This is a genomic window from Rathayibacter sp. VKM Ac-2929, from assembly GCF_022815495.1.
GTDB lineage: Bacteria > Actinomycetota > Actinomycetes > Actinomycetales > Microbacteriaceae > Rathayibacter > Rathayibacter festucae.
In genome coordinates, this window is sequence record NZ_JALGRV010000003.1 from 96,358 (window position 1) to 117,241 (window position 20,884).

Below are 20,884 nucleotides of genomic sequence, written 5' to 3' on the forward strand. Positions count from 1 at the left end.
CCGCGCGGCGGGCCCCCGGCATGCTGATCGAGTAGCCCGCGCAGCGGGCGCATCGAGATCCACCGTCATCAGAAGGGCGAGTCTGCAGACCTGCCGTGCTGGTGACGGCGGGTCTCGATACGCCCCTGCGGGGCTACTCGACCAGCAAGGGGGTGTGCGGGCGGGGCTGCTCGACCCGGCACGTGCGCGCCCGGACGGGGCCACCCGACCTGCAGGACGATGTGCGCCGCCTGAGGCTCGCGGTCGGCTCCGAAGCGGGGCGGGGCGGCGGCATCGGGAGTAGCGTTGGATCGTGCGCGATGTCCAGCAGCGAATCATCTCCGAGCTCCACGTCTCCCCCACCGTCGACCCGGCCGCCGAGGTCGAGCGGCGCAGCGGCTTCCTCGCCGACTACCTCCGGCACACCGGGGCCAAGGGCCTCGTGCTCGGCATCAGCGGCGGGCAGGACTCGAGCCTGGCCGGCCGGCTCTGCCAGCTCGCGGTCGAGCAGGTGCGCGCGGAGGGCGGCGACGCCTCCTTCATCGCGGTGCGGCTGCCCTACCGGGTGCAGGCCGACGAGGAGGACGCGCAGCTCGCGCTGACCTTCATCCGGCCGGACCGCCAGGTGACCTTCGACATCCACGCCGGGGTCGACGGCATCGCCTCCGCGTTCGGCGACGCCGTCGGAGAGCCGATCTCGGACTTCGTCAAGGGCAACGTCAAGGCGCGTGCCCGGATGGTCGCGCAGTACGCGATCGCCGGCCAGGCGGGCATGCTCGTCGTCGGCACCGACCACGCGGCGGAGGCGGTGACCGGCTTCTTCACCAAGTTCGGCGACGGCGGCGCTGACGTCCTGCCGCTGACCGGCCTCACGAAGCGCCAGGGCCGCTCGCTGCTCGAGCACCTCGACGCCCCGACCCGCCTCTACGAGAAGGCGCCGACCGCCGACCTGCTCGACGAGAACCCCGGTCAGACGGACGAGTCGAACCTCGGCCTCGTGTACGCCGACCTCGACACCTACCTCGAGGGCGGCGACGTCGCGACCGAGGTCGCCGAGGCGATCGAGGCCCGGTACCAGGCGACCGAGCACAAGCGGCAGGTGCCGCTGTCGATGTTCGACGACTGGTGGCGCGCCTCCGCCGTGTACACGCCCGGCAACCACTGACGCCACGAGCGGGCCGACAGCACGAGCCCACTGACACGACGAGCCGCCCCCGGGATCCCTCGGGGCGGCTCGCTCGTTCAGGGCGCGGGGCTCAGTCCGCGGCGCGCGCGTTGTAGACGAGCACCTCGCCCGCGTCGACGTGCGCGCGGTAGGCGCGGAAGACCTCGAGCGCCTCGTCGCGGAGCACGCCGTCGACGACCTCGATGCCGCGCGCCTCGAACTGGGCGGCCCAGTCCTCGCGCATCGGACCCTCGTCGAACGTGGAGATCTCCTCCAGCTCCGGACCCGACCCGGCGACCACCAGGCGCCGCACGCCCGACCACAGCGTCGCTCCGTAGCACTGCACGCACGGCCGCCAGTTGACGACCAGCTCGTGCGCCGGCAGGCCCTCGCCACCGAGATCCCACGAGCCGAGCGCGGTCTGCGCGAGACCGAGCGCGGTGACCTCCGCGTGGCCGGAGGAGACTCCGCTGCCCAGAACGACGTTCACGCCGACCGAGACCACGCGGCCGGAGTCGCGCTCGACGACGATCGCGGCGAACGGGCCGCCGTTGCCCTCGCGGAAGTTGCGGTCGGCCAGGGCGTGCACGAGGGCCATGCGGTCCTCGCGCTCGGGCAGGAACTCGGGGACGTCGCGCACGGCGTCCTCGATCCAGGCGGGCAGGGCGATCTCGTAGCGGGTGGCGAGGCGGTCGATGTCCATGCGTCCATGCTCCCATCCGGCGCAGCGGCCCCTCGCACGGCCCGACCCGCCGTCCGGTCCGGCCCGGATCGCAGGCCCTCAGACCCCCAGTGCCCTCCCGAGAGCGGCGGCCTTCGCCGCCCAGAAGCGCTTCGCCACGCCGGTGCGGGAGAAGAGGGCGTCGAAGCCGTGGAACGCGCCGTCGACGATCTCGAGCTCGCAGGGCACCCCGGCCGCGCGCAGGCGCTCGGCGTAGCGGACGTCCTCGTCGTGGAAGAGGTCGAGGGTGCCGACACCGATCCAGGCCGGCGGGAGGCCCGAGAGGTCGTCGCGGCGGGCGGGCGCGGCGTACGGCGAGACGTCGGGGCCGCCGGGCTCGGCGCCGAGGTAGGAGGTCCAGCCGAAGCGGTTGCTGCCCGGCGTCCAGACGCGGACGCCGCGGGGAACCGGTCCGGGTCGGGTGACGGTGCGATCGTCCAGCATCGGGTAGACGAGCAGCTGGAACGCGGGCTGCGCTCCCCCGCGGTCGTGGGCGAGGAGGGTCGCCCCCGCGGCCAGGCCGGCGCCCGCGCTCGCGCCGCCCAGCGCGATCCGTTCGGGATCGACTCCCCGCTCCTCGGCGTGCGCGGCGAGCCAGCGGAACGCGGCCAGCACGTCCTCGAGGGCGGCCGGCGCCGGATGGGCGGGCGCGAGCCGGTAGCCGACCGAGAGGACGGTGATGCCGAGCGTGCGGGCGAAGGCGATGTTCGACGACTCGTCGTCGAAGCGGCTGCCGAGCACCATGCCGCCGCCGTGCACCCAGACCAGCGCGGGCGCGGCGCGGCGGAGGGTGCGCGGACGGTAGCTGCGGACCGGGACCGGGTGCCCGTCCGGCCCCGGGATCTCGAGGTCCTCGACGAGCAGGTCCGGCGGCGCCTCCCCGCCGACGGCGGTGCGACGGGTGGCGAGGCGGAGCAGCCGCGGTCCGAGCACGATCGGCGGGACGAGGCGGCCGAGCGCGAGGTCGGGGTGGAAGCGCGGTGCGGCGCCGCGCGCGGACCCGCTCATGCCCGCGGGTCCGTGACGAGCGGCAGCACGTCGTCGTAGTGGCCGGGCACGACCGCCGGCTCGACGTCGTAGACGCGCACCGCGTCTCCCTCCGCGCCGTGCGCCGGCGGCCAGGGCAGCTCCTCGCCCCGGACGAAGGCCACCAGCTCGCCGTGCATCACCGTGGCGAGCGCCGCGGGCGGGTCCTCGCCCAGGACCCGGGTGGTCGCCTCGGCGTCGAGGTGGTCGAAGAAGAACGGCAGGTCGAGGCAGTGCGACGCGCCGCCGGTCGCGGGCGAGAGCCGGTCGAAGGCGTAGAGCCAGGTCGGCGCCGGTCCTGCGGCACGGTTCCGCGCCGCCTGCAGCACCGCGCGGCGGAACAGCAGGTCGGTCGTGCGGGGCACCGCCCCGGGCTCGCGCTCGAGGCGCGGGCTGTCGAACTCGTCGGCGGTGGACCCGATCAGGAGCGGCTTGTCGAGGCCGGTCGTCGCGGTCGCCTCGGACACGGGCAGGGGCAGGAGCGCGTCGCCCGAGACCGGCGCGAAGACGATCGCGTGACCTGAGCCGGGCATCATCGTGAGGGCGGCGGTCTCGGAGAGCCCGTCCTCGTCGAGCGAGGCGAGCGCGGCGCGGGTGGGCTCGACGCCGAGGGCGTGCGCGAAGGCGGTGAGCTGCTCCTCCGCCTCCTCGATAGGGACGCTGCGATCGGTCGGCGAGATCGCGACGGCGCGCGCGAAGAGCGGCTGCGCCTCGGCGCAGCCGAGCAGGGCGAGCACGGCGCCGCCGCCTGCGGACTGGCCCGCGATCGTGACCCGGCCGGGGTCGCCGCCGAACGCGCCGATGCTCTCGCGGACCCACTCGAGGGCGGCCAGCCAGTCGCGGACCCCGCGGTTCGCGTCGCCCTCGACGACGCCGAAGCCGTCGACCCCCAGCCGGTAGGCGGCGGTCACGACGATCACACCGTCGCGCGCGAACGCCGAGCCGTCGTGCCAGTCGCTCGAGGCCGCTCCGGTGACGTAGCCGCCGCCGTGCAGGTAGACCAGCACGGGGAGCGAGCCGGCCGGCTCGGAAGGGGCGAACACGTTCAGGGTCAGCGTGTCCTCACCCGGGATCGAGTGCTCGGGGATGGTCGTGAACTCGAACGGGCGGCCGCGCTGAGGCGTCGCCCCGTACACGTCCGCCTCGAAGACGCCGTCGAACGGCGCCCGCGGCTCGGGCGCGCGGAACCGGCGATCGCCCACCGGCGCCGCGGCGAAGGGGACGCCGAGGAACCGGGCGACGCCGTCCTCCGCGACCCCGGCGACGACGCCACGGGACGTCTCGACCTCGATGCGCACGACCGGCTCCCGCTACGGCCGCACGAGGGTCTTGATCGCGCGGCGCTCGTCCATCGCGGCGTACGCCTCGGCGATCTCCTCGAGCGGCAGCTCCAGGTCGAAGACGAGGCCCGGCTCGATCGCGCCGCTGAGCACGTCGGGCAGCAGCTCCGCCATGTAGCCGCGGACCGGCGCGACGCCGCCGTTGACGCCGACGTTCGAGCCGAACATCTGGCGCACGGGCAGCTCCGGGCCGCCGTTGGGGACGCCGACGTAGCCGACCATGCCGCCGGGGCGGGCCGAGTCGAGCGCCTGCTGCATCGACTCCTTGGTGCCCACGCACTCCAGGACGCAGTCGGCGCCGATGCCGTCGGTGAGCTCGCGGACGCGGGCCACGCCCTCGTCGCCGCGGGTGTCGACGATGTGGGTCGCGCCGAAGCGGGTGGCGAGCGCCTGGCGGGACTCGTGCCGCGACATCGCGATGATCGTCGTCGCGCCGAGGCGCTTGGCCGCCAGCACGGCGCAGAGGCCGACCGCGCCGTCACCGACGACCGCGACGGTGGAGCCCGCGGTGACGCCGGCCGAGACGGCGGCGTGGTGACCGGTGCCCATCACGTCGGCGAGGGTGAGCAGGCTCGGGATCAGCGTCGGGTCGACGTCGGTGCCGACCGGGAAGAGCGTGCCGTCGGCGAGCGGGACGCGGACCTTCTCGCCCTGCGCGCCGTCGGCGAAGCCCTGCTCGCCGACCTCGGCGCCCCACCAGCCGCCGGTGAGGCAGGAGGTCGAGACGCCGTTCGCGCAGTTGGCGCAGGTGCCGTCGCAGACGTAGAAGGGGGCGATCACGAAGTCGCCGACCGCGATGTCGTGCACGTCGTCGCCGATCTCCTCGACGACGCCGACGAACTCGTGGCCGATCCGGTGCGCCTCCTTCGTCGGGGTGACGCCGCGGTACGGCCAGAGGTCGGAGCCGCAGACGCACGCGGCGGTGACGCGCACGATCGCGTCGCGCCCGGTCGAGAGCACGGGGTCGGGCACCTCCTCGAGTCGGACGTCGCGCTCGCCGTGGATGATCGTTGCTCGCATGGGGACTCCTGATCGAGAGGGGGTGGGGGCTCGTCCACGGTACGCCGCCGTCGCGGGGCGGAAGGGTGGCCGGCCAGGGGCTTGCATGAACGCCCGCGGCTGCTACGGCGGCGCCTCCCGCCAGCCGTCGGCGCCGACGACGACGTGCGCGACGAAGCGCAGCCCGCAGGCCGCGCACGCCTCGGCCAGCGCCCGGGTCGCGGCGAGGTCGGAGGAGAGGACGTCCGCCGCGCCGGCGTGGCTGTGCGCGAGGCCGACGCCGGCCGCACCGCGCGCCAGGACCTCGGCGAGGATCTCGGCCACCGGCACCTCCGCGTGGGTGGGCGGTCCGTCGGCGAGCGCGATCACGTCGCGGACGGCCCCGGCGGCGGTCAGCGCGACGGCGAGCACGGTCTCGGTCGGCCGTGCGGCGAGCAGCGGCGTCACCAGCTCGGCGAGGCCGGCCGCGTCGACGACGCGCGCGGTCCGCCCGGCGCGGTTCATCCTCCGCCGCAGCTCGAAGGACGCGACGATGCGGCAGGCGGCGACCTCGCCGACGCCGCGCTGGCGGACCAGGTCGGCGACGCCCGCCCGCGACACCGCGTCGATGCCGCCGAAGCGTGCGAGCAGGCGCTGCGCGACGACCGTCGCGTTCGCCCCGCGGACCCCGCTGCCGATCAGCACGGCGAGCGTCTCGGCGTCGGTCAGCGCCTCGGGACCGCGGGCGCGGAGCCGCTCGCGCGGCCGCTCCTCGGGCGCGAGGTCGGCCATGCGGGCGCCGGCGGCGGGAGACGGGGAGTTCATGGGCGGGACGCTACCCGCCGACGCGACCCCGGCGAGGCGCCCGGGCTGCGTCTGTGGACGGCCCGTCCGCGATCACCCCCTGTGGAGGAGCCCCCGCCCCGAACCGCCCGTTCCATCCTCCAAAAGTTGCGGTAGTGGCGCGCGACTACCGCAACTTTTGAGGAATGGGAGAGGAGGGTCGGGGCGGGACGGGGGCGACAGGCGGGGCGGACCGGCCCGAGCTACGGCGTCGCGAGGCCCGCGGAGACCAGCAGGCCGTCCGGGCCCGCGTCGACGAGCACCACGTCGCCGTCGCGGATGGAGCCGTCGAGGAGGGCCGTCGCCAGCCGGTCGTCGATCTCCTGCTGCATCAGGCGGCGCAGCGGCCGGGCGCCGTACTGCGGGTCGTAGCCGCGCTCGGCCAGCCAGCCGCGGGCGGCGGGCGTCACGGCGAGGTCGAGACGTCGCTCCGCCAGCCGGCGCGAGAGGCGGTCGACGTAGAGCGAGACGATCTCGCCGAGCTCGGTGCGGTCGAGCGCCTCGAACACGACGATGTCGTCGAGCCGGTTCACGAACTCGGGCTTGAAGGCCTGGCGCACCATCTGCTGCACGGCCTCGACCTTCTGCGGGCGGGTCAGGGACTGGTCCACCAGGAACTGCGAGCCGAGGTTCGAGGTGAGGATGAGGATCGTGTTGCGGAAGTCGACCGTCCGCCCCTGGCCGTCGGTGAGCCGGCCGTCGTCGAGCACCTGCAGCAGCACGTCGAAGACCTCGGGGTGCGCCTTCTCGATCTCGTCGAGCAGCACGACCGAGTACGGCCGGCGGCGCACCGCCTCCGTCAGCTGGCCGCCCTGCTCGTAGCCGATGTAGCCGGGAGGGGCGCCGACCAGCCGCGAGACGGCGAACTTCTCGCCGTACTCCGACATGTCGATCCGCACCATCGCCTTCTCGTCGTCGAAGAGGTGGTCGGCGAGCGCCTTCGCCAGCTCGGTCTTGCCGACGCCGGTCGGTCCGAGGAAGAGGAAGGAGCCGGTGGGCCGGTCGGGGTCGGAGACGCCGGCGCGGGTGCGGCGGACGGCGCCGGCGACGGCCGAGACCGCCTCGTTCTGGCCGATGAGGCGCCGGTGCAGCTCGGTCTCGAGGTGCAGCAGCTTCTCGGTCTCGCCCTGCATCAGCCGGCCGACGGGGATGCCGGTCCAGGCGGCGATGACCGCGGCGATGTCGTCCGAGGTGACCTGCTCGTTGACCATGCGGCCCTCGGCCGGCTGCTCCTCCTGCTCGGCGGCCGCGAGCTCGCTCTCGGCGGCGGGGATGTCGCCGTAGAGCAGGCGGGAGGCGCGCTCGAGGTTGCCCTCGCGCTGGGCCCGCTCGGCCGCGATCCGCAGCGCGTCGAGCCGGTTCTTGAGATCGCCGATGCGGTTGAGGGAGGCGCGCTCGCGCTCCCAGCGCTGCTGCAGCTCGGCGAGGTGGGCGCCGCGGCGGGCGAGGTCCTCGCGCAGCGTCTCCAGCCGCGCCTTCGAGGCCTCGTCCTTCTCCTTCTTCAGCGCGAGCTCCTCGAGCTTCAGCCGGTCGACGGAGCGGCGCAGCTCGTCGATCTCGACCGGCGCGGAGTCGATCTCCATCCGCAGGCGCGAGGCGGCCTCGTCGATCAGGTCGATGGCCTTGTCCGGCAGCTGGCGGGCGGTGATGTAGCGGTTGGACAGCGAGGCGGCGGCGATCAGCGCGGAGTCGGCGATCGCGACCTTGTGGTGGGCCTCGTAGCGCTCCTTCAGCCCGCGGAGGATCGCGACCGTGTCCTCGACGGTCGGCTCGCCGACGAACACCTGCTGGAAGCGGCGCTCGAGGGCCGCGTCCTTCTCGATGTACTGGCGGTACTCGTCGAGCGTCGTGGCGCCGATCATCCGCAGCTCGCCGCGGGCCAGCATCGGCTTCAGCATGTTCGCCGCCGCCACAGAGCCCTCGCCACCGCCGGCGCCCATCAGCGTGTGCAGCTCGTCGATGAAGGTGATGATGCGGCCGCCGGAGTCGTTGATCTCGGCGAGGACGGCCTTCAGCCGCTCCTCGAACTCGCCGCGGTACTTCGCCCCCGCGATCAGCGCGGAGAGGTCGAGGCTGACGAGCCGCTTGCCCTTGAGGCTGTCGGCGACGTCGCCCGCGACGATCCGCTGCGCGAGCCCCTCGACGACCGCCGTCTTGCCGACGCCGGGCTCGCCGATGAGCACCGGGTTGTTCTTGGTGCGACGCGTGAGCACCTGGCTGACGCGGCGGATCTCGGCGTCCCGTCCGATGACCGGGTCGAGCTTGCCGCTCGCCGCGATCGCGGTCAGGTCGACGCCGTACTGCGCGAGAGCGGACGACTCGTCCTGCTGGGGTGTCCGACCGGCCTGCATCTGCATCTCCTCCTTGCGGTTCGAAAGTTGAGTTCGGGTGACTCAAGTTTACGCCCGTCGGAGCCGCCGCGGGGGAGGCGGCGAGTTCTCGAGGAGACGGCGCCGCAGATCAGGCGGTGAGGCGCCCGTCGCCGAGGCCGCCGCGGAGGGAGCCGAGCGCGTCGCGGAGGACCGCGCGCAGCCGCGACTCGCGGACGCCCGTGAGCGCGGCGATCTCGGGCTGGGAGTAGCGGCCGGCCACGGCGAGCAGCAGCAGCTCGCGGTCCGGGCAGGCCAGTGCGAGGAGCCCCTCGGCGAGCGGGCGGCGCGAGCCCTCCCGGGAGGAGCCGAGCGTCTCGCAGAGCACCTCGAGCAGCCAGAGCACCGGCTCCGGGGCGCTGGCGCCCTCCCGGGCACGGCGCCAGACGGCGGCGAAGGCCTCGGTGCAGAGCCGGTCGCGCGTGGAGGCGTCGGCGTGCACCGTGGCGATCGAGGCGGAGAAGAGCCCGCCGAAGCGGTCGAACAGCTCGGCGAACGCGGCGCGGTCACCGGTCGCGACGGCCCGGAGCAGGCGCGCGGCCGTCTCGGCCAGGGCAGGGCGGACCCGCTCCGCACTCGCGTCGTCGCCACCTGCATGCATCTGCACAGAGTGTCACTGGAAGCCGGACCTCGGCACTGCTTGCGATCACACCCGTCAGGGGGTATCGGCCCCGCGCCGCGCTCGCCTGTCACGGCTCCGCGCTCTCCGGCGGCGTCCTTCCGGGGATCAGGAGCCCGGCGACGGCGCAGATCGGGAGGGCGGCGTGGTGCGGATCCGGCGCGCATGGGCGGGCTCCGCGACGGCTATCGCGCCGAGCCCTCCCGCCGGCGCGACGTCGGTGCCCCGGCGGCCCTCCTCAGAGCTTCGGCCAGCGCGCCCGGGCGAAGCAGAACGCGCCGTAGGCGATCAGCCCGACGGCGACGACGCCGAGCAGCACCACGCCGAACGGCAGCTCGGTCAGCGTCTTCAGCGCCTCGTCCAGGCCGCCCGCCTGCGCCGGGTCGTGCGTGACGGCGGCGATGATCACGAGGATCCCGAGCACGCCGAGCACGACGCCCTTCGCGACGTAGCCCGCGATGCCGAGACCGGTGACGACGCGGCCGGCCGTCCCGCCCGGCAGTGCGACGTTCTCGAGGAACTTCTTCGACGCGCCCCGGTAGACGAAGACGCCGCCGACCGCGAGGATCGCGAGCCCGGCGATCACGAGCAGCACCACTCCGCCGGGAGCGGCGAGGACCTGCGCGCTCGCGCTCTCGGACGTCTCGGACGAGTCGGAGCTGCCGCCCAGCGCGAAGCGGAGGGTCGTGATGCCGAGCGCGAGGTAGACGACGGCCTTCGCCGCCTCCTTGAGGCGGCTGCCCCAGCGCGACGCCGCGCTGTCGCCGCCCGCCACGAGGAACGCTTCGAGCGCGCCCCAGAGCGCGAGACCGAAGAGCCCGATCGCGCAGACCCAGAGCACGACCAGTCCGCCGGGCTGCGCGGCGAGCGAGCCGAGCGCGCCGGACTGGTCCGCCTCGCCCTGGCCGCCGGTCGCGATCTGCAGGGCGATGACGCCGATGAGGACGTGGACGAGGCCGTTCGCGGCGTAGCCCCCGCGGGCGAGGGTGCGCACCGCGGTCGAGTCCTGAGCGTCGTCGGCGGCGCGCTTGGCCTGGGTTCCTGAAGGAGTGTTCACGGTCCGGACGGTACGCGGTTCCGCCCCCCGGCGTCGAACCGGGAGCCTGATCCCCCGTTCCAGGGGCGCGGGTTCACCGACCGGACACCTCGCGTTTCCACACCCTCTGCTCGGCCGGATCCGCTGCGGGACGGGCGATCCGCGGCGGCGGGCACCGGCGAGGACGCCCGTTCTCCACATCTCTCCACAGGTTTGTCCACAGCTGTGGAGATCTCTCGATCCTCTAGCGGAAAGGCCTGGCCGCGACCGTCGCGATCACACGTCGATCGCGCGGACCAGGCCGTCCTGGACGCTGCCGAGCCAGTCGTAGACCGCGCGGATCGCCTGGCCGGTCTCGCCGTCGGGCTCGACGTCGTCGGTGTCGACGATGCCGAGGCGGGCGGCGAGGGCGAGGCGCATGTCGGTGAGCCCGCGGAGCCAGGACAGCGCCTGCGGCGGCTCGAGCCGGACGGCGACCTCGCCGAGACCGGCGAAGACGCGGGCGTGGCCGGAGCCCTCGCCCGCGTCGAGCGCAGCGGTGATCGCGCGGGCGTCGTCCATCTTGCGGCCGGCCAGATCCGGGGCGGTGAAGCGGCGGAACTCGGCGGCGGCCTCGTCGTCGTCGCGGTAGGCGTCGGGCAGCAGCCGCGCCAGCGCCGGGTCGTTGCGCGCGTCCTCGCTCGTCCCGCGGTCGAGCAGCTCGAGCATCTCGCCGGCGAGGTGGCGGAGGATCCCGGCCTCCTCGCGGTCGAAGCGGGCGACGGCGGCACCGGAGGAGTCGCGGCGGAAGGAGCGCATCAGGGCCTGCCCGCCGTGAGTCGAGCGGTCATGCGTCGGCCTTCTGCAGTGTCGCCCACAGGCCGTAGCCGTGCATCGCCTCCACGTGCCGCTCCATCTCCTCGCGGTTGCCGGTCGCGACCACAGCGCGCCCCTCCGTGTGCACCTGGAGCATGAGCCGCTCGGCCTCGGCCCGGCCGAAGCCGAAGTAGCTGCGGAACACGTAGGACACGTACGACATCAGGTTGACCGGGTCGTCCCAGACGAGCACGACCCACGGCAGCTCGGCGGCCGAGCGGGTCGCCAGCCGCTCGTCGGCGCGCTCGATCGTGTCCACCATCCCTCCAGCCTAGGTCGCAGCGACGGGCGTCTCCCTGCCTGCGGCCTCGCTGGTCGAGCAGCCCTCTCCATGCTGGTCGGGTAGACGCCTCCGGCGGCGTCTCGAGACCCGGCCTCTGCGAAACGGTGGATCTCGATACGCCCGCTCCGCGGGCTACTCGATCGGCATGAGGGGAGGCTCAGGCCGACAGGCGCGGCAGCACCTCGCGGGCGAAGAAGTCGAGGTGGTCGAGGTCCTGGAGGTCCATGAACTGGAGGTAGACGCGCTCGGCGCCGCCCTCGCGCAGGGACTCGAGGCGGTCGACGGTCTCGTCGACGCCGCCGGCGACGCCGTGCTCGCGCAGCTCGGCGGGCTCGCGGCCGATCGCCGCGGCGCGCCGGACGAACTCCGCCTCGTCCGCTCCGCCGACCGCGATCAGCGCGACCGAGTGCACGAGCGAGGACGGCTCGCGCCCGATCGCGACGCAGGCCTCGTCGACGCGCTCGAACGCGCCGGGGATCGCGTCGAACTCGGGGAAGGGCAGGTTGAACTCGCTGGCGAAGCGGGCCGCGAGCCGCGGGGTCCGCTTGGGTCCTCCTCCCCCGACGATCACCGGCAGCGGCAGGCGCGCGGGCTTGGGCAGCGCGGGCGAGTCGGTCAGCGTGTAGTGCTCGCCCGCGAACGAGTAGCGCTCGCCGACCGGCGTCGACCAGAGGCCGGTGACGATCTCGAGCTGCTCCTCGAGCAGGTCGAAGCGACGCGGCGGGAAGTCGATGCCGTACGCGGCGTGCTCCTCCTCGAACCAGCCGGTGCCGAGCCCGAGCTCGACGCGGCCGCCCGACATCGCGTCGACCTGGGCGACCTGGATGGCGAGGATCCCCGGCGGCCGGTAGGTGACGGAGGAGACGAGGGTGCCGAGCGCGATCCGCTCGGTCTCGCGCGCGAGGCCCGCGAGGGTCGTCCAGGCGTCGGTCGGGCCGGGGCCGGGATCGCCGTCGCCCATCCGGAGATAGTGGTCGGAGCGGAAGAAGCCGTCGTAGCCGAGGGCTTCGGTGGCCTGCGCGACCGCGAGGAGATCCTCGTAGCTCGCGCCCTGCTGGGGTTCGGTGAAGACTCTGAACTGCACGGGTCCAGCCTGCCGCACCGACCCGAGCGCACGCTCCGCCTGCGCCCGCGCCGCGGCCCCCGTGTACGGTGGAGCTTTTGCCGTCGACGAGAGGCCCGCGCAATGCCCGAGCAGAAGACGTCCGAGAGGCCCCCGCAGCGCCTCGCCCGCTGGGTGTTCTGGCCGGCCGCGGTGATCACGCTCTCGATCGCCGCGTTCGCGATCCTCGCCCCCGAGGTCGCCACCGAGGTCTTCGCCTCCCTGCAGACCACCGTCGTCAACACCTTCAGCTGGTACTACGTGCTGATCGCCGCGGTCTTCGTCGCCTTCGCGATCTGGATGGGCGTCAGCCGCTTCGGCGACATCACGCTCGGCGCCGACGACGACGAGCCCGAGTTCTCGATGCTCTCCTGGATCTCGCTGCTCTTCGCCGCCGGGATGGGCATCGGCCTCGTCTTCTACGGCGTCGCGGAGCCGCTCACCCACTTCGCCACCCCGCGCCCCGGCGTCACCGGCACCGAGACGGAGCTCGCGCAGAGCGCCATCTCGCAGACCTATCTGCACTGGGGCGTGCACGCCTGGTCGATCTACGTCGTCGTCGGCCTCGCCCTCGCCTACGCGATCCACCGCCGCAAGCGCCCGGTGTCGATCCGCTGGGCGCTCGAGCCGCTGCTGGGCCGTCGCGTCCGCGGCGGCTGGGGCAACGCCATCGACGTGGTCGCCCTCGTCGGCACGATGTTCGGCGTCGCCACCTCGCTCGGCCTCGGCGTCACGCAGATCTCCGCGGGACTGGAGGCGAGCGGCATCGTCGACTCCTCGCTCACGGTGCAGATCATCGTGATCGCGGTCGTGACGGCGCTCACCGTGTTCTCGCTCGTCTCCGGTGTGGGCAAGGGCATGAAGTGGCTCTCGACCGGCAACCTGCTGCTCGCCGCCGCGCTGCTCGTGTTCGTGCTGGTCGCCGGCCCGACCCAGTTCCTGCTGCGCGAGTTCGTGCAGTCGCTCGGCAATTACCTGCAGAACTTCATCGGCCTCACCTTCACGGTCAGCGCCTACGCCGGCCAGGAGGGCGAGGCCTGGCAGGCGACCTGGACGACGTTCTACTGGGGCTGGTGGATGTCGTGGGCGCCGTTCGTCGGCATCTTCATCGCCCGGGTCTCGAAGGGCCGCACCGTCCGCGAGTTCGTCGCGGGCGTGCTGCTGGTGCCGACCATCATGACCTTCCTCTGGTTCAGCGTGCTCGGCGGCACCGCGCTCTACCGCGAGCTGTACGGCGACGGCGGGCTCGTCGGCGCCGACGGCTCGGTCAGCACCGACGCGGCGCTCTTCTCGATGCTGCAGGGCCTGCCCGCGGGCTCGGTGCTCACGGTCGGCGCGATCGTCCTGATCGGCATCTTCTTCGTCACCTCCGCCGACTCCGGCGCCCTGGTGATGGCGATGATCGCCACCGGCGGCGAGGCGGAGCCGCGCAACGGCATCCGCATCTTCTTCGCGCTCGCGACGGCGCTGCTCGCGCTCTCGCTGCTGATCGCCGGCGGACTCGACGCCCTGCAGACGGCCGCGATCCTCTCGGCGCTGCCGTTCAGCGTGGTGATGATCCTGATGTGCGTCGCGACGGTGATCGCCTTCCGGAGGGAGATCCGCGCCTACGACCGCGCCCGCCGGGCCGCTTTCGTCGGCGACATCGGCTCGTTCTACGGCCTCGAGGTGGAGGAGCCGCTCGAGCGCGAGCCGGCGCACCCGCTGAAGCGGCTGGCGCAGCGGATCAAGCCGGGGCCGACCCCGCGGGAGTAGGCGGACGATCATGCTGGTCGAGTAGCCGCCGCAGGCGGCGTATCGAGACCCGGCGACGCCGCTCGCGTCGTGCCCGGCGCGCTCACCGTACGATCGCCTCGCACGAGACCGACGTCCGCACCCGCGTCCTCAGGAGCACCCGCATGACCGATCCCCGCCCGCTGCTCTTCAACGCGTTCGTGATGAACACGCCGTCGCACATCCACCACGGCCAGTGGCGGCGGCCCGGGGCGCGGCCCGGCGCGTTCGAGGACCTGGGGCACTGGATCGAGGTCGCGAGGACGCTCGAGCGCGGGGTGTTCGACGCGATCTTCTTCGCGGACGTCGTGGGCACCTACGGGGCGGTCGGCGCTCCGCTCGAGGTGAACGCGCGCGAGGGACTGCAGCTGCCGAACAACGACCCGTCGATCCTGCTCGCCGCGCTGATCGGCTCGACCGAGCACCTGGGACTGGCGATGACGAGCTCGATCCTGCAGGCGCACCCGTTCGAGTTCGCGCGGCGGATGTCGACGCTCGACCACCTCTCGAAGGGCCGGGTCGCCTGGAACATCGTCACCAGCTACCAGGAGAACGCGGCCCGCAACTTCGGCCTCGACCGCCTGACCGAGCACGACGACCGCTACGCGCAGGCCGAGGAGTACCTCGACGTCGTCTACAAGCTGTGGGAAGGGTCGTGGGACGACGACGCCTCGGTCCGCGACCAGGCCGGCGCGTACTCCCGTCCGGAGTCGGTGCACCGCATCGACCACGCCGGCGCGAGCTACCGGGTCGAGGGCCCGCACCTCTCGGCGCCGTCGCCCCAGCGCACGCCGTTCCTCTTCCAGGCCGGCTCCTCCCCCGCAGGGCGGGCCTTCGCGGCCCGGCACGCGGAGGCGCAGTTCGTCGGCGGCTCGACGACGGAGCAGACCCGCGAGCTGATCGCCTCGACGCGGGCGCTCACGGAGGCGGCGGGGCGCCGGGGCGACGACGTGCTGTTCTTCTCACCCCTGTCGGTGATCGTGGGCAGCACCGAGCGCGAGGCCCGGGAGCGCGAGGCCGAGCTCGACGAGTACAGCAGCGTCGACGCCCACCTGCTGCACGCGGGGCTGAGCGTCGACCAGGCCGACGGGACGCCCTTCCCGCCCGAGACGAGGCTGCGCGACATCGTCACCAACGGGAATCGCAGCACGCTCGAGTCGATGATCCGGCTGCTGCCCGACCGGGACGCGACCGTCGCGGACCTGGCGCGACTCACCGTCGGCCGGCACCAGCGCGTCGTCGGGACGCCCGAGCAGATCGCCGACCGGCTGTCGGAGCTGCGCGACGCGGGCGTCGACGGCATCAACCTCGCGCACTGGACGCTGCCCGACAGCTACGTCGAGTTCGTCGACGAGGTGATGCCGGTGCTGCGGGCGCGCGGCCTCGCCCGCTCGGAGTACGCGCCCGGCGGGCTGCGCGAGCGGCTGACCGGCGCCGCGCGGCTGAACCCGCGGCACCCGGCGGCGCGCCACCGCGGGGCGTTCCGCGGCTGACGAGGGTCGGCCGCCTCGTCACTGGCCGCCCGCAGCGACGTCAGCCGTCGAGCGTGTGCACAGCTCAGGCCGGCAGCGGCGGATCGTGTTTTCGGACCGATCCGGCCCTTCCAGCCTCAGTTGTGCACGCGCCGGGCCGGAGCCCGGTCCGTCGCTCAGCTGGGCGAGGGGACGAAGGGGTGCTCCGGCGGGTCCTGGTCGTCGTCGAGGCGCGCATCGTCGTCGAGACGGGAGTCGGCTCCCTCGTCGGTCGCCTCTCCGGTCGCCTCCGTGTCGTCGACCTCGGCCGGGTCCTCCGGGGGGACCGGCAGGGAGTCGGCGTCGGGACGGGTGGTGTCGGTGACGTCCTCGGGGGCGTCGAAGCCGAAGCTGCTCATGGTGTCCTCTCCGCGGCGCACCGGGAGGCGGCGCCGCTGCGGGCAGCCTAGGTCGCGCCTCCGGGCCCGGTCACCTGCTTGACGACGCCGCCCACTGCGAGAACCTTCGGCACGCGGATCCGACCTCGGCACGCGGGATCGCGCGATTCCGGCAGCCGGACGATGTTCCACGAGCCGGAGGTCGGCGAGCGCGGACCGCAGGGGAGCGAGCGGAAGCACGCGGCCGCTGCGACCGTCAGTGCACGTACTCCAGCAGGTCGACGCCCAGCGTGCGCATGCCGTCGAGCACCGCGAGGCGGTAGCGCAGGCTCGAGTCGTCGAACTGCGTGATGACGGCGTAGGCGACGCCGGCGCGCGGGCCGCGGAGCACGCCGACCTCGGCGCGGACGCCCACGTCGGTGCCGGTCCGGTTGACGAGCAGGACGCCGTGGTCGGGCTGCCGGTGCGAGAGCGCGTCGAGGCCGAAGGCGGAGGCGACCATCGACAGGTCGCTGTTCAGCGAGAGCCAGCCGATGACGCGCGAGCTGACCGCGGGGTCGACGACCTCGCCGTTCGCGAGGGTCGCGAGCAGCCAGGTCAGCTCGCTGGCCGAGCCGATGGAGAGCTGCGGAGCGTCGTCCGGACCGCGCTCGTCGCGGACGACGTCGAGCAGAGCGGTGCGCGAGAGGCCGAGCGCCTCGGCCCGCTCGCGGACGGCGTCGAGTCCGACCCGGCGCAGGAGGACGTTGGTGGCCAGGTTGTCGCTGGTCGCGCCGACGAGGGCGGCGAGATCCGCGATCGGCATCGACGGGATCTGCAGGTGCTGCCAGATCCCCGTGCCGGTGACGGCGTCGGCGGCGGTGCGGTCGACGAGGCGCAGGTTCTCCTGCGGGTCGGTGGCGAGCCGCGCCGCGACCTCGACCAGGAGCACGATCGTGCCGACGGACGCCGTCGGCATGGAGACGGAGTCGTCGACCGCGAAGAGGGCGCGGCCGGTGCCGAGGTCGACCGCGCGGGCCGACACCACGACGCCGTCCAGGGCGAGCCGGCCGAGCGCGTCGAAGCCGCGCTGGAAGTCGTCGTGGTCGTAGTCGCCCTTGTGGCGGCCGCGGCGGGCGCGACGACTCTCGCGACGGGTCTCGTGGGCGGGGATCACCACGGCTGCGGCCTCTCTCCGGGTCGGTGGAACGGTCGGTGCGGAGGGGAGGAGCGGGGTCCACCGCGACGACGCGTCGGTGGACGGACGGCGCGGAAGGCATCGGTCGGCTCTCGATGCCCGCCGCTCGCCCGTGGTGCGGGACGGCAGTCGGCGGCGACTACCAGATGGCGACGCGCTCGCTCGGCGGGAGCCAGAGGGAGTCGCCTTCGGTGACGTCAAAAGTAGCGTAGAACTCGTCCAGGTTCCGGACGATCTGGTTGCAGCGGAACTCCGACGGCGAGTGCGGGTCGATGGCGAGCAGGCGGATCGTCTCCTCGTCGCGCGCCTTCTGCTGCCAGGCCTGCGCCCAGGAGAGGAAGAAGCGCTGCGCGCCGGTCAGGCCGTCGATCACGGGCGACTCCTCGCCGTCGAGCGAGAGCAGGTAGGCCTTCCACGCGATGCCGAGACCGCCGAGGTCGCCGATGTTCTCGCCGATGGTGAGCGCGCCGTTGACGTGGTGGCCGGGCGTCGTCGCGGGAGCGAGGGCGTCGTACTGCGCGATGAGGGCCTTCGTGCGCTCCTCGAACGCGGCCCGGTCGTCCTCGGTCCACCAGTCGGTCAGGCGGCCGTCGCCGTCGAAGCGCGAGCCCTGGTCGTCGAAGCCGTGGCCGATCTCGTGGCCGATCACCGCGCCGATCGCGCCGTAGTTGGCCGCGGCGTCGCGGGACTCGTCGAAGAAGGGGAACTGCAGGATCGCGGCGGGGAAGACGATCTCGTTGAAGCCGGGGTTGTAGTACGCGTTGATGGTCTGGGGCGTCATGAACCACTCGTCGCGGTCCAGCGGCTTGCCGATCTTGCCGAGCTCGCGGTCGAACTCGAAGGCGGCGACGCGGCGGGCGTTGCCGACCAGGTCGGCCGGGTCGATCGAGAGAGCGGAGTAGTCGCGCCAGCGGACCGGGTAGCCGATCTTCGGCGTGAACTTCGCGAGCTTCTCCAGCGCGCGCTCGCGGGTGTCGGCGCCCATCCACTCGAGATCCACGATCGAGCGGCGGTAGGCCTCGATCAGGTTCGCGACGAGGACGTCCATCGCGGCCTTCGCCGTCTCGGGGAAGTGCCGCTCGACGTAGATCCGGCCGACGGCCTCGCCGAGCGAGCCCTCGACGAGCGAGACGGCGCGCTTCCAGCGCTCGCGCTTCTGCGGCGTGCCGGTGAGCGTGCGGCCGTAGAAGTCGAAGTTGGCGTCGACGAAGTCGCTGGAGAGGTACGCCGCGGCGCCGCGGATCACCTGCCAGGACAGCCAGTCGCGCCAGGCGGGGAGGCGGTCGTCGGTCAGCAGGCCGGCGAGCCCCTCGAGGAAGCTCGGCTGGCGCACGACGACCTCGGCGAGCGCCCCCTCCGGCGCGCCCATCGCGGTCAGCCAGACGTCGAGGTCGATGCCGGCGGCGAGCTCGGTGACCTCGGCCCAGGAGCGGAGGTTGTAGGTGGCCTGGCTGTCGCGGCTGCGCACCTTGTCCCAGTGCACGGCGGCGAGGTCGGTCTCGAGCGCGACGATGCGCTCGGCGCGCGACTCCGGCGAGTCGATGCCGGCGAACCCGAGCATCCGGGCGACGAAGGGCAGGTACGCCTCGCGGACGGAGGCGAACTCCTCCTCGCGGTAGTAGCTCTCGTCGGGCAGGCCGAGGCCGCCCTGGTTGACGAACACGAGGTAGCGCTCGGGGTCGCCCGGGTCGTTGTCGACGAAGAGGCCGAAGAGGCCGGGGACGCCTGCGCGCTCGAAGGTGCCGACGGCCTGCAGCAGCGCGGCGATCGAGTCGACGCGCTGCACGGCCGCGAGGTCGTCGGCGAGCGGGGCGGCGCCGAGCTCCTCGGCGCGCGCCTCGTCGAGGAAGGAGGTGTAGAGGTCGCCGAACATGCGCGCCTCGGTGCCCTGCGGGGCGGACTGCGCCTCGACGATGATGTCGCGGACCGCCTTCTCCGCCTCCTCCTGGAGCACGTGGAAGGAGCCGTAGCGCGCTTTGTCGCTCGGGATCTCGGTGCGGTCGATCCACAGCCCGTTGACGTGGCGGTAGAGGTCGTCCTGCGGACGCGTCGCCGGGTCGAGTTCGGAGAGGTCGATACCGGAGCGAGGCGTCGTCGAGGTCATGGCGTCAAGCCTACGTCGGGGGTCGGACACCGCGGCCCCGGGGCGCGGGTCCGGCTCGCCGAACCGCCCCCGGCACGCGGGAACCGGCCGATTCGACGAGCCGGAGCCGATTCTGCGTGCCCGAGGTGCTTCAGTCAGCGGCTCCGGCACGCGCGAGCGCCTCCGGCACGCGAGAACCGGACGATCCGGCGAGCCGGAGCGGATTCCGCGAGCCGGAGGTCAGCCACCGGCCGCAGGACGCGGCTCAGCCGGCGAGCTGCTCCTCGACGTAGGCGCGGATCGGGGTGGTCGGGCGGCCGATCAGGCGGGCGAGCGAGCCGTCGGTCTCGCCGAGGAGGCCGTCGGCGATGTTCGCGTCGAGGCCGACGACGAAGCCGACGCCGCCCTCGGGGACGCCGGCCTCGGTGAGGATGCGGGTGTGCTCGGCGGAGTCGACGTGCGTGATCGCGGCGTCGCGGCCGGCGACCTCGCCGACGAGGGCGGCGAGCTCGTCGAAGGTCCAGGCGGTGTCGCCGGAGAGCTCGTGCACCGAGCCGACGAGGGAGGCGTCGAGCAGGGCGACGGCGGCCGCCTCGGCGTAGTCGGTGCGGGCAGCGCTGGAGACGCGGCCGTCGCCGGCGCTGGAGAGGGTGGTGCCGGTCGAGGCGAGCTCGGCGACGGTCTGCGCGTAGTTCTCGTTGTACCAGCCGTTGCGGAGGATCACGGCGGGGAGGCCCGCGGCGGCGATCGCCTCCTCCGTCGCCTTGTGCTCGGGGGCCAGGATCAGAGGGCTGGTCGTCGCCTTCGGCGCACTCGTGTAGACCAGGCGCGCGCCGGCGCGGGCGGCGGCCTCGATCGCGGCGGTGTGCTGCGCGACGCGCTTGCCCACCTCCGAGCCGGAGACGAGCAGCACGGCCTCGGCGCCGGAGAAGGCGGCGTCGAGCGAGGCCGGGTCCTCGAAGTCGGCGACGGCGGTGCGGACACCGAGGTCGGCGGCGAGCGCCTCGAGCTTGGCGGCGGCGCGGCCGGTGGCGACGATGTCGGAGGCGGCGGTGCCGCGGGCGAGCAGGTGCTCGACGGCGAGACGGCCGAGGTGGCCGGTGGCTCCGGTGACGACGAGGGTCATGGGGGTGGTCCTTCCGTTCGGGAGACGGCGGGTGGGGCGCCGTCGGAGAGGGGAACCGGGCCGCACCGCCAGAACTTCCCGGAATGCAGTACCCACTATTTGGTTAGTACTCCTGTGACCATCATCGAGAGCCCTCTCCTCACCGGCGACGTCTACTCCGCCGACTGCCCGAGCCGCGAGGTCTTCGGCCACGTCACGAGCAAGTGGGGCGTGCTCGTCCTCGCCGCCCTGGCCGAGCGCGGCCTGCGCTGGGGCGAGCTGCGGCGGCGGATCGGCGGCATCAGCGAGAAGATGCTGGCGCAGACCCTCCGCACCCTCGAGGAGGACGGCTTCGTGCACCGGGAGGCGCACGCCGTCATCCCGCCGCGGGTCGACTACGCGCTGACCCCGCTCGGGGCCGAGCTGGCCGAGCGGCTGCTGCCGGTGGTCGAGTGGATCGCGGACAACGTCGGCGCGGTGCTGGCCGCCCGGGACGCCCGCCGGAGCGACGAAGGATAGCCTCACCTTCTTGTGAGAACGTTCATATTCCGTTCAGGGAGAGGCCTCCGCTGAGCGGGATG

At 73.5% G+C, this 20,884-nt stretch carries 19 protein-coding genes; 4 read left to right on the forward strand and 15 right to left on the reverse strand.

Annotation, left to right across the window (positions count from 1 at the left end; translation table 11 throughout):
• Positions 1–292: 292 nt before the first annotated feature.
• On the forward strand, positions 293–1,144 hold the full coding sequence (gene nadE, locus MT355_RS09580) for an ammonia-dependent NAD(+) synthetase (RefSeq protein ID WP_243599357.1): 852 nt from the start codon (positions 293–295) through the stop codon (positions 1,142–1,144).
• Between the two features lie 91 nt (positions 1,145–1,235).
• Here the strand turns inward: nadE and MT355_RS09585 are convergent, their stop codons facing one another.
• The 11 genes from MT355_RS09585 to MT355_RS09635 form a co-directional block, all read right to left on the reverse strand.
• The gene (locus tag MT355_RS09585) at positions 1,236–1,847 is read right to left on the reverse strand and encodes a nucleoside deaminase (protein ID WP_173234484.1); all 612 of its coding nucleotides are present in this window, start codon (positions 1,845–1,847) and stop codon (positions 1,236–1,238) included.
• Between the two features lie 78 nt (positions 1,848–1,925).
• Positions 1,926–2,873: an alpha/beta hydrolase fold domain-containing protein gene (locus MT355_RS09590; RefSeq protein WP_243599358.1), complete on the reverse strand. Its 948-nt coding sequence runs from the start codon at positions 2,871–2,873 to the stop codon at positions 1,926–1,928.
• Positions 2,870–4,189, reverse strand: coding sequence for a carboxylesterase/lipase family protein (locus tag MT355_RS09595; RefSeq protein ID WP_243599359.1), 1,320 nt, complete (start codon positions 4,187–4,189; stop codon positions 2,870–2,872). The genes MT355_RS09590 and MT355_RS09595 overlap by 4 nt, the downstream gene beginning before the upstream one ends.
• A gap of 12 nt (positions 4,190–4,201) precedes the next feature.
• Entirely contained in the window at positions 4,202–5,251 is a 1,050-nt protein-coding gene (locus MT355_RS09600; protein WP_127887857.1) for a zinc-dependent alcohol dehydrogenase family protein, read from the reverse strand.
• Between the two features lie 102 nt (positions 5,252–5,353).
• Positions 5,354–6,034: a RadC family protein gene (locus MT355_RS09605; protein ID WP_243599360.1), complete on the reverse strand. Its 681-nt coding sequence runs from the start codon at positions 6,032–6,034 to the stop codon at positions 5,354–5,356.
• Positions 6,035–6,255: 221 nt separating this feature from the next.
• Positions 6,256–8,403 (reverse strand): ATP-dependent Clp protease ATP-binding subunit, encoded by a 2,148-nt coding sequence (locus MT355_RS09610; RefSeq protein ID WP_123706241.1) that lies wholly within the window; start codon positions 8,401–8,403, stop codon positions 6,256–6,258.
• Positions 8,404–8,512: 109 nt separating this feature from the next.
• Positions 8,513–9,022, reverse strand: a complete 510-nt coding sequence (locus MT355_RS09615) for a hypothetical protein (RefSeq protein ID WP_243599361.1) — start codon at positions 9,020–9,022, stop codon at positions 8,513–8,515.
• 256 nt (positions 9,023–9,278) lie between these two features.
• Positions 9,279–10,097 carry a DUF1206 domain-containing protein gene (locus MT355_RS09620; RefSeq protein WP_243599362.1) on the reverse strand — a complete coding sequence of 273 codons (819 nt, stop codon included), beginning with the start codon at positions 10,095–10,097 and terminating at the stop codon, positions 9,279–9,281.
• Between the two features lie 255 nt (positions 10,098–10,352).
• On the reverse strand, positions 10,353–10,874 hold the full coding sequence (locus MT355_RS09625) for a DUF2017 domain-containing protein (protein WP_243581408.1): 522 nt from the start codon (positions 10,872–10,874) through the stop codon (positions 10,353–10,355).
• Between the two features lie 28 nt (positions 10,875–10,902).
• Positions 10,903–11,193 carry an ATP-dependent Clp protease adapter ClpS gene (gene clpS, locus MT355_RS09630; RefSeq protein ID WP_132437372.1) on the reverse strand — a complete coding sequence of 97 codons (291 nt, stop codon included), beginning with the start codon at positions 11,191–11,193 and terminating at the stop codon, positions 10,903–10,905.
• 178 nt (positions 11,194–11,371) lie between these two features.
• Complete coding sequence (locus MT355_RS09635; RefSeq protein ID WP_243599363.1) at positions 11,372–12,298, reverse strand: LLM class F420-dependent oxidoreductase; 927 nt, start codon at positions 12,296–12,298, stop codon at positions 11,372–11,374.
• Between the two features lie 102 nt (positions 12,299–12,400).
• Between MT355_RS09635 and MT355_RS09640 the strand changes: the two genes are divergently transcribed.
• Complete coding sequence (locus MT355_RS09640; protein WP_243599364.1) at positions 12,401–14,071, forward strand: BCCT family transporter; 1,671 nt, start codon at positions 12,401–12,403, stop codon at positions 14,069–14,071.
• Positions 14,072–14,214: 143 nt separating this feature from the next.
• Positions 14,215–15,582, forward strand: a complete 1,368-nt coding sequence (locus MT355_RS09645) for an NtaA/DmoA family FMN-dependent monooxygenase (protein ID WP_243599365.1) — start codon at positions 14,215–14,217, stop codon at positions 15,580–15,582.
• Between the two features lie 155 nt (positions 15,583–15,737).
• Here MT355_RS09645 and MT355_RS09650 read toward each other — a convergent pair whose 3' ends face one another.
• The 4 genes from MT355_RS09650 to MT355_RS09665 all read right to left on the reverse strand — a co-directional run bounded on the left by MT355_RS09650 (position 15,738) and on the right by MT355_RS09665 (position 20,324).
• Positions 15,738–15,959 carry a hypothetical protein gene (locus tag MT355_RS09650; protein ID WP_123706052.1) on the reverse strand — a complete coding sequence of 74 codons (222 nt, stop codon included), beginning with the start codon at positions 15,957–15,959 and terminating at the stop codon, positions 15,738–15,740.
• A gap of 235 nt (positions 15,960–16,194) precedes the next feature.
• Positions 16,195–17,097: a serine hydrolase gene (locus MT355_RS09655; RefSeq protein ID WP_123447174.1), complete on the reverse strand. Its 903-nt coding sequence runs from the start codon at positions 17,095–17,097 to the stop codon at positions 16,195–16,197.
• A 157-nt stretch (positions 17,098–17,254) separates the two neighbouring features.
• Positions 17,255–19,219: a M13 family metallopeptidase gene (locus MT355_RS09660; RefSeq protein ID WP_243599366.1), complete on the reverse strand. Its 1,965-nt coding sequence runs from the start codon at positions 19,217–19,219 to the stop codon at positions 17,255–17,257.
• A 244-nt stretch (positions 19,220–19,463) separates the two neighbouring features.
• Positions 19,464–20,324 (reverse strand): NmrA family NAD(P)-binding protein, encoded by an 861-nt coding sequence (locus MT355_RS09665; RefSeq protein WP_243599367.1) that lies wholly within the window; start codon positions 20,322–20,324, stop codon positions 19,464–19,466.
• A gap of 114 nt (positions 20,325–20,438) precedes the next feature.
• On the opposite strand from MT355_RS09665, the gene MT355_RS09670 reads away from it, so the two are divergent.
• Positions 20,439–20,822 (forward strand): helix-turn-helix domain-containing protein, encoded by a 384-nt coding sequence (locus MT355_RS09670; RefSeq protein WP_243581413.1) that lies wholly within the window; start codon positions 20,439–20,441, stop codon positions 20,820–20,822.
• Positions 20,823–20,884 lie beyond the last annotated feature (62 nt).